Source organism: Candidatus Neomarinimicrobiota bacterium (assembly GCA_034716895.1).
Taxonomy (GTDB): Bacteria; Fidelibacterota; UBA8477; order UBA8477; family JABMPR01; genus JABMPR01.
Genome location: JAYEKW010000171.1, coordinates 1 through 9,853 on the forward strand (window position 1 = coordinate 1; position 9,853 = coordinate 9,853).

4 protein-coding genes are annotated in these 9,853 nt (G+C 42.6%); all 4 read right to left on the reverse strand.

The window, feature by feature from the left end; genetic code table 11:
• Positions 1-144: 144 nt before the first annotated feature.
• On the reverse strand, positions 145-2,445 hold the full coding sequence (locus U9Q77_10750) for a DUF1565 domain-containing protein (protein ID MEA3287836.1): 2,301 nt from the start codon (positions 2,443-2,445) through the stop codon (positions 145-147).
• Positions 2,446-2,526: 81 nt separating this feature from the next.
• Positions 2,527-4,581: a class II glutamine amidotransferase gene (locus U9Q77_10755; GenBank protein MEA3287837.1), complete on the reverse strand. Its 2,055-nt coding sequence runs from the start codon at positions 4,579-4,581 to the stop codon at positions 2,527-2,529.
• Between the two features lie 506 nt (positions 4,582-5,087).
• Positions 5,088-7,400: a DUF1565 domain-containing protein gene (locus U9Q77_10760; protein ID MEA3287838.1), complete on the reverse strand. Its 2,313-nt coding sequence runs from the start codon at positions 7,398-7,400 to the stop codon at positions 5,088-5,090.
• Positions 7,401-7,481: 81 nt separating this feature from the next.
• Positions 7,482-9,680 (reverse strand): T9SS type A sorting domain-containing protein, encoded by a 2,199-nt coding sequence (locus U9Q77_10765; protein MEA3287839.1) that lies wholly within the window; start codon positions 9,678-9,680, stop codon positions 7,482-7,484.
• Positions 9,681-9,853: the final 173 nt, after the last annotated feature.

Consider the following 9,853-nt stretch of genomic DNA (forward strand, 5'->3'; position numbering starts at 1 on the left):
TTGAATACTACGGGTTGCACCCGTAGCTATTCGCATTTAATCCCTCCGGGATTGTTATATGCCTGGTAAATATTCCTAACATCGTTTGCCCACACAATTTTTCTTGCTATGGTTCCAGGTACGCATTATGACGATGAGCCTTTTCTACTTAACTAACAGGGCTTTCCCCGTAACTTTCATTTTCCTGGATTCGATCTGATAGAGGTATAATCCTGACTGTAAATAGCCAGCATCCCAGTTTATCTTATGTATGCCTGTAGAAAAACCTTCAAATAGCTGCTGTTCTATCAACTGCCCCTTCATGTTAAAGATTTTAAGCTCAACATCGCCTGTTGTTGGTACGGAGAATGAGATTTGAGTGCTGTTATTGAAGGGGTTGGGGAAATTACCGTAGAGTTCAAAGCCTTCAGATAGTTTGTTTTCATCAATTGCATCTGGCTCGTGATACTCATAAGCACCAATGTCAGGTGCCAGTCCGCTGTACTCATCAGGACTCATGTTAACGATTGTATCCCCTTCCCAGACAAAGAAATCGGTCCCAGCATCAATTGCCGGAGAATTAGCAGTCAAATAATACGGATTCTCCTCTCCCCCCTGGAACCAGGGGGCAACATCGAAATTGCCGTCCAGCCAGTTGATAGTATTAGAACCAATGAGATTGATACCCCATTCAGCATCCTGGATCAGGCAGTTTTTTATGGTAACGGTATTGGGTGTGTCGCCATAGGCATTATACAACCAGATTTGTCTGGGCTCATTATCATATAGTATGCTATTGACAATTATTACCTCCGCATCTTCCAGCGTTATGGCGCCACCAACCGGTGCACTATTATCAGCAAAGGTGCAATTTGAGATTTCTACACGACTATCTGCCACATGGAGGGCCATGGCGGTGAGGGGGTAGTCAGCATCCAGGTTCTCATTTTGAGTGATCTCTACATTCCTGCTGATGTGTTTTGGTTCTGTGTCGAGATAGAAGGTTTTGAGTATTTGAAGGGGCCAATTCAAATATGCTTCCATTACTTCACTGTAGACGGACTCTGAATTTCGGATTATACTGTTTTGAAAGATTGTAGTAGCATGTGCTCTGAGGGTGATCGTCCAAAAACAAGCATTATCTATCACTTCCAGGCTGTCAAATAAGATGTTACTGTTTTCAGGGTGAGGAAATGCTTCAGAAGCCCATTGCAAATTATTAATCACTCCACCTGTATTCTGATAAAAACCAATGTTAGAATATTTTGCATTAATATTCTCAGTAACTGTTAGAGCTCTATAAATGCCGGCATATGGGGCATGAGATAAACTCAAATTGGAAATTTTGTAATGATTTACATAACTCGCTATTATCTGCACTTGCTGGTTTTCACCATCGAAGACTGTTAAATCTTTCCCAGCACCCTGCATATTAACGTAACTACGCAAATTCAAAGGGAAATGCTGACCATTGGATGGGGCATAAACGCCCTCATCCAGAAAAATAGTGTAGGGATCAAGACTGTCTCTTTTGATAATAGTGAGAGCATGTTGAATAGTTTTTAGCGGCTCTTCAAAGGATGCTCCAGAATTTGAATCATCACCATTGGGATTAATATATAGATCATGGTTAACAGGTTCAAAGAAACCCTGTTCAATTGTTAACACTAAAGCTTGTGGAAAAGATATAAAATGTTCATCTGGGCTGCTAACAGTGAAGGTATCTAAAGGAATCACTATTTCTAATGGATATGAATACCCAATAGAAATATCGCTATGATAGCCAGCATAATTATTATAGACACTGCACAAATTGATCGGATCAAACTCAATTGATGTACTTTCACAATCAAAGAGAATAATGCCTCCTCCTCCCATACTAGCATGATTTTCATGGATACTTAAACCAGATACATAAGGATTCGCATTATAATATACTGCAATACCAGCACCTCCCCCTTTAAAGGGGGCTTTGTTATTTTTAATTGTACAATCCCTGATGGATGGACTACTGTTGTTAATTTTTATCCCAGCACCATAAACAAGAACTGGTTCAGACTGATTTTGCATAACTTTTCCATTTTGAATGGTAAAGGCTATCAGTTGAGCAGCTCGGGTTTCACCATTCTCGATAGTTACTACGCGATCAATATGATTGCCATCCAGGATGGTATGATTGATATAGTACTCATCTTCTGTAAACAGATACTGGGATGTGATGACCACATTCTTGCCAATAAAATTGATATTCTCATAGTAGGTCCCCGGTTCTACTAGGATAGTATCTCCATGAGTAGCGCCATCAATGGCATCCTGGACATGGATGAAATGCCCACCGGGTTCGGGTTGGACGATCCAGGTTGTGGCGTAAGCTTGTGAAAGAGAAAACAATATCAATAACACAGAAAAAGCACGCCCTCGCCGAGCGTCTTGAGCGTGTAAAAGAGTATTGTTTTTAATTCTCAACCTAATTTCCTCGCTCTTCAAGCAACCCCAGCGAAGGTCAATCATAGGGTACCTCCGCCAGGGTGTGCCATTGGATGTATATTATTTTATCAACATCATTTTTTGGGTTGACTGGTAGCATCCGGTTTTAAAAACGACAAAATACAAACCGGATTCCAGGGTGCTGGCATTCCAGGTCAGTTCGTGTTGGCCCCTGCTCTGTTTACCATAATACAGGTTATCAACCACCCGCCCCTGCATATTGTATACCACCACTGAAACAGGTGAATTTTTGGCTAACTCGTAGCGCAAGGTTGTAATGGGGTTAAAGGGGTTGGGGTAACAAGCCAACAGGGCGGTGGTTGTGATCATTGGTTCTGAACTTTTTTCCAGATTGGCATGGTAAACCACAAAGCCACCATCAGTTATCTCACGTTCCAAGCTACTCAGGGTAAAGTGTTCTCTAAATGTCTGCCTGGGAGCATTGTCGGTCTCTGAATTCCCGCTTCCTTTGGCTAACCCACCATCTCTCACAACCTGAAAGCTAATCTCATCCAGGGACTGGTCACCATTGTAGGCTTGCATATAGACCGGGAATTCTATCACAGGCTGTGCACCAATACAGTCATCACCGAGAAAGATACCGATTTCGGTCACGGTTTCAGGATCCTCAATCGCATCAACTGAAAATGCCGTATAGTCATCCAGTTCCTGAACCTCGAAAGAACTATTTTTCAGAACAACTCCTCCTCCGCCTGGAGTACCGTAACCACTCTCATAGATCATCTCAATTGAAGCCCCTGTACTTAGGGTAAGGATATACATCTCTCCATACTTGAAAGTGATCCAAGGTTCACCTTCTACTGGAGGGTTAGGAGGTAGTTTAGTGTACCATCCACCATTAGCCTTTTTAATCATATACCAGTCCTGTGCTTTGATGGCGGTGAGCCGGTCAATCACGTTCGCTGGCAAGGCATCCAGGGGTTCCTGATTTTCCTGAATAAAATAGGAGACCCAGTTATTACCCTCATTAACAGTAATAGGGGTCAAATGATAGACCCTTTCACCTGCAGTTTCAAGATTATATGTACTTTGTTCTTCTGACATTAAAACTTTATATCCATCGGTACTATTCAAATCATAAGGTGGAATCCATATATTAGCAATAAATTCCGTATTATCACTCTCGTGCTGTACTTCCAGTGAGTATGGTGCGACACTTTCAAGTACAGTCGTAACTGATGTACCTTCCACATCTTCCATGACTGGAAAACCCACCCAGTTCCAGTTTTTCTTGAGCTTTTTGACTTCTATATATGGTGTTAGGGGAAAATCATCATATACAATGACATCTCCTTCGCGGGGAAGATAAACTAGCTGGTAATCTGCCATCTCGTACCAATCAGAACTATGAAAATCAACTGCAGTTGGTGAGGATGCAACCACACGGTAATGGTAGGTAGCATCTTCGTGATTTTTGTAATGAAGTGTGTGTTGGCGTTCAAACGGTAAGTCGGAGTCATCATCCTGAGCACGTCGATAGGCCCATAACGCGCTTCCGTTTGACAAAAGACAGTTCACACTCTCACTTGTATAATCAACAACACCATTAAAGCTTTCGTCAGCTAGCGCTCGATACAGACCCTCTAACACATTGCCATAGGCTTCATCAATATTTTTCAAAATCCAAAAGAAATACACTTCCGAATCAACAACATAGAGCCAACCTTCGTTCTCCCACGAACCATGCCCAAAAGTGTTAAACCCTCCAAGGGAATTGATCCAATCATTACCAATTAAATTTTTCAGCCCAAGTTTATTAGTGATTGTTCCATTGTGTTCAAAAGTATAGGTCACGCCCCCCATTTCATTCACCCAAGGATGAGGATCTGGAATATCAATTGCTCCCGAACTGGCACGACGGATGTGTGCCATTAGGACTGATACATTGGGAAATGTCTCAAGCAAGTCATTGGCACGCCGAATAAAATTTATATCTGTTGCGGCAGGTACATTACTCCTGAATACTTCAGCAACTGAGGGTGTCATCCCATAGGAAACGAGATAGTTTAACATTCCCCAGCCATCCGTATGATAGTAGTCCGCCTGGTTTTTTAGGTTGCTTTCATCGCTACCCCAATATAGATGTTGTTTCATTGCATACTGGTCATTGCTGAGGCTTAAATAGTACCCTTCCGTTGCAATAGCTCCCCACATTCTGCAAGCAAGAGCAGCTTGAGACATAATAATAAGTAGAACTATCCCGACTATTAATCTTGGTAGTTGCTTCATCTTCGTGAACCCCTCTCAAATAAATTTAACATTTTGTTTACCAAATACACAACCTTGCATCTGGTAATACCTGTTGCTCATTAAGAATCCAACCCGGGGTCATTCTATATGTTTGAAACATGCCCAATCTAGTTATTTTTTTTTTGATATCACAAGATATTTTTAAATATACTATATATTATGCTTCATTTTTATTAGGTATTTGAACTTACAGGCCTTTTGGTCTGGATACCGACACAGGTCACTCGTTATTCGTTTACCATGTATCCAACTGTCTAACAATTAATAGTAATTATTACTATTTACTTGAAATGGGTGCTGGTTAGATGTTTAATTGGTATTACTCGTCATGGGTCACTTGAATCAAATTATTACCTGACTAACAGGGCTTTCCCCGTAACTTTCATTTTCCTGGATTCGATCTGATACAGGTACAGCCCAGATGGTAGACCACGAGCCTCCCAGTTTATCTGATGCACTCCAGCGGGTAGGGACTCAAAACTCTGATGCTCCACCCGCTGTCCTCTCATATTAAATACGATCAACTCGACCTCACCGGTTTCCGGGATAGAAAATGATATCCGGGTACTGCTGTTGAAAGGATTGGGGAAATTACCAAATAATTTGAATCGCAGGGGTAAGCTAGCATCATCAATTGCATCTGGCTCGTGATACTCATAAGCACCAATGTCAGGTGCTAGACCGGTATAGTCATCAGGACTCAGATTGATAATAGTATCACCTTCCCAGACAAAGAAATCGGTCCCAGCATCAATTGCCGGAGAATTAGCAGTCAAATAATACGGATTCTCCTCTCCCCCCTGGAACCAGGGGGCAGAATCTAGGTTATTTTCCAACCAATATAGATTATTTTCACCAACCTGACCCACCCCCGATCCCCCTCCTTGGATCAAACAGTTTTTAATCACGAGAGTATTTTGACTCATATTGTACGCATTTTCCAGCCAGAACTGATTGGGCGTGTTTCCATGTATTATGCTATTTGCAATAACAAGTTCCGCTCCACCAGTAAGGGTTATCCCAGCTCCCATGGACTCTGGAAGATGATTATCAGCAAATGTACTGTTGAGTACCTTGACAGATGCATTACTTACTCTCAAAGCAATACCGTAGGCTGGACCCCAAGCTTGCATATTCTCGTTGAGTGAGACCTCCACATTGGAAACAATATTCACTGGATTTTCGATATGGAATGTTGTAAGTATTTGAAATGGGTAATTCAGATACAATTCCCAAATGTCATCGTATACAGCTTGGGTGTTTCTGAAAATACTGTTGCGTATTTCAGTCCTAGCACATCCACCAAAAGTTGTATTCAAGCGACAGGTGTTGTCAATAAACTCAAGACTATCGAACAACACACTGGTGTTAAGAGGATGGAGCGGGTCAAAACCTTCTGGGAAGCCCACCTGCCCTTGCAGAATTGAGCCCCCATTGTTCTCAGTGAACCGTATGTTCCTATATTCAGCATCAATGTTCTCAGATATTCGAACAGCACGTGGTTCTCCATTACCAGCACACCCTTTAATAGTTAAATTTGATATCCGGTAATGATTGTCAAACCATGCCCTTATTAAGTTCCGCTCATTTTCCCCGTCTAGAATCGTTAGTTCTTGCCCTGCTCCAATCAGATCAACATTACTTCGAATATTTAATGGAAAAAATTGATCATCCGAGGGTGAATATACCCCCTCTTCAATGTAGATTCTCCTACGTATTGTACTGTCACTTTCGATAATTGTAAGGGCATGTTGGATTGTTTTCAGGGGATCCTCGGATATAAGCCCTGAATTTTGATTGTCACCCGTAGAACTCACATACAGATCGTGAGCAACCTTCTCAAAGTAGGCATGGTCCATTGTCAGGTTTAGCCCATCTGGCCAAACATTGGAGCTCTGGTCAGGCAAATCTATTGTGAATGTGTCAAGAGGAATGCTGAGAGAACCCGTGAAGATCATTCCCACACTTATGTCATTATTGTATCCTGCATAATTATTATAAATACTGCACTTATTAACTGCATCAAACTCAGGATTAGCTGAGAGTGCAATCCCTATCCCACCACCACTAAAATTGCCAGCTTGATTTGAGTGAATAGACAATCCTGAAAGAAGCGGAGCTGAATCATATGATATACTGATTCCACCTCCAGATCCAAGTACAGAGGTAAAATTATGCCTGATGGTGCAGAACACGATAGACGGGCTACTGTATTGAATACGAATACCCCCTCCATATACAACCCCAGCGCCTCCTACATTTGGGGGAGTAAAACCATTCTGAATAGTGAAACCTATTAGCTGGCAGGTTCTGCTTTCACCATTAATGATTGTCACGACCCGCCCTAAATGATCCCCATCCAGAATTGTATTATTGATATAAGTCTCATCCTCTGTAAACAGATAGCGTGAGGTGAGGACTACATTCTTTCCGTTGAAATTGATATTTTCATAATAGGTGCTAGGTTCCACCAGGATGGTGTCCCCATGATTCGCACCATCAATGGCATCCTGGACATGAATAAAGTGACCACCCGGTTCGGGTTGCACGATCCAGGTTGTGGCGTATGCTTGTGAAACAAAAACCAATATCAATAACACAGAAAAAGCACGCCCTCGCCGAGCGTCTTGAGAGTGTAAAAGAGTATTGTTTTTAATTCTCAACCTAATTTCCTCGCTCTTCAAGCAACCCCAGCGAAGGTCAACCATAGGGTACCTCCGCCAGGGTGTGCCATTGGATGTATATTATTTTATCAACATCATTTTTTGGGTTGACTGGTAGCCTCCGGTTTTAAAAACGACAAAATACAAACCGGATTCCAGGGTGCTGGCATTCCAGGTCAATTCATGCTGCCCTCTGGACTGTTCACCCCGGTACAGGTTTTCAACCACCCGCCCCTGTATGTTGTACACCACCACTGAAACAAGCGATTCCCTGGCCAACTCATAGCGTAAACTGGTACTGGGATTGAAGGGATTTGGGAAGCAGGATAATAGTGAGGTTTCAGTGATCAAGGGTTCAGGACTCTGCTCAATATCCGCATGGTAGACCACGAACCCACCTTCCGTCACTTCACGATCCAGATCACTAAGAGTAAAGTGTTCTCGGAAGGTCAGTCCAGAAGCTGCATTGGTCTCAGGATTCCCAGACCCTTTGGCTAACCCTGCATCCCTCACAACCTGAAAGCTGACCTCATCCAGGGATTGTTCCCCGTTGTAAGCTTGTATATAGACAGGGAATTCTGTTACCCTCTGTGCACCGATACAGTCATCACCGATAAAAATGCCAATTTCGGTTACGGATTCAGGATCCTCAATCGTATCAATTGCCAGAGCTGAATAGTCATTTAACTCCTGGACCTCAAAGGAACCACCGGCCAGAGCCAGTTCACCTCCAGGAGGAGTACCACCACCGGTGTTGTAGGTCATAAAGATTGAAGCACCGGGACTTAAGTTGAGCATATACATCTCACCGTAGTCAAGGGTCCGACAGGGACCTATGGGGGAGGAACAGCTACTGTAGATCCATTTAGTTCCCTTCTTAAACATATACCAGTCCTGGGCTTTAAGTGATACCAGGCGATCCAGCACATTGGCTGGCAGAGCATCCAAAGGTTCCTGACTTTCCTGAATAAAGTAGGGGACCCAGTTCTCACCCTGATCAAGAGTTATCTGAGTGTCTGAAGCCACCCTTGTACCCACGGCCTGGAGGTTGTAGTAGTCTGCCTCTTCTGACATGAGAAGTTGATAACCTTCAATACTAGTTAAATCGATGTTAGGATCCCATCCGGTTCCTTCACTATACAATGTGAAGCCATCACTATAATCAACCCTTTGAGCATTGGGTGAAACAGTTTCCAATACAGTTGTTATAGAAGTATTATCAACCTCCAGTACAGGGAAACCCACCCAGTTCCAGCTACTGCTTAACTTCTTAACTTCTACTGTGGCAGCAATAAGATTAAAATCCGGAAATACTACAGCATTCCCTGTTCGAGGTAGATAGACCAGATCTCGGTTATCTAATTCTGTCCAGAATGCGGAGTGACCCAATTCCTGACTTGACACGGCATTAAAGCCCAGATGAGAGATACTAGAATAATATAAAGTGTGTTCATAATTCTCATTGTATGGGCTTGAGTCTGGATATATAGCCCTACGAAAAGCCCAGATAGCCATTCCATCGCTAAAGGTGAAGTTCAAATGGCTATCATTAGTGATATAATGAAAATCTGGATCGGTCAGTGCGTTTTTAAGTCCCTGTAGCACATCACCGTCCTCGTCCAGAATACTCTGCATAAGCCAGAAGAAATAGAGCTCTGAATCAATGACATGCTCAAATCCTTCCGGAGTTAACCAATCACCACCGCAACCAGCTTCATCAAAAGTCTGCAATCCACCATGGGCCGCAATCCAGGTCGTACCAATAAGATCACGCAATTCAGCCTTCTCATCCTCATCGATCGTTCCGTTGTGGGCAAAAGTGTAGGCTATTCCTGGCTCGTACCAAACCCAGGGATGGGGATTATCAGGGTAATCCTCATTCGCTCCACTACCACACCCGGAAGAGGCTTTACGGAGATGGCTCATTACAGTAGTAATATTTTCAGCAGCCATAATTTCAGATTGGGCAAAATCGTAATCATCCTCTTGGACAGGGTCATCCCAGGCATTTCCGTTTCCACGATAAACCATGCCAAGATTGTTTTCCGGACTAAATCTCTCGTTTTGATAGGCTAACATTGCCCATCCGGTAGGATGATAATGACCTTGCGCTTGAAATTCATCCCCAAAGCTTTGAAATCTTGTTCCAATGGTGCCTGCAGTAAGCACTTCCCCGGCATTCGCCTGCATAGAAAACAGTCTGGACGCAAACACATTGGATTGCATAAGACCCGAAAAAAGAATAATGAGAGTCATTATTTTTGAAATTGGTTTCATCATAAACCCCTTCATCTTAAACTAACATTTTGTTTACCAAATACACAATCTTGCATCTGGTAATACCTGTTGCTCATTAAGAATCCAACCCGGGGTCATTCTATATGTTTGAAACATGCCCAATCTAGTTATTTTTTTTTTGATATCACAAGATATTTTTAAATATACTATATATT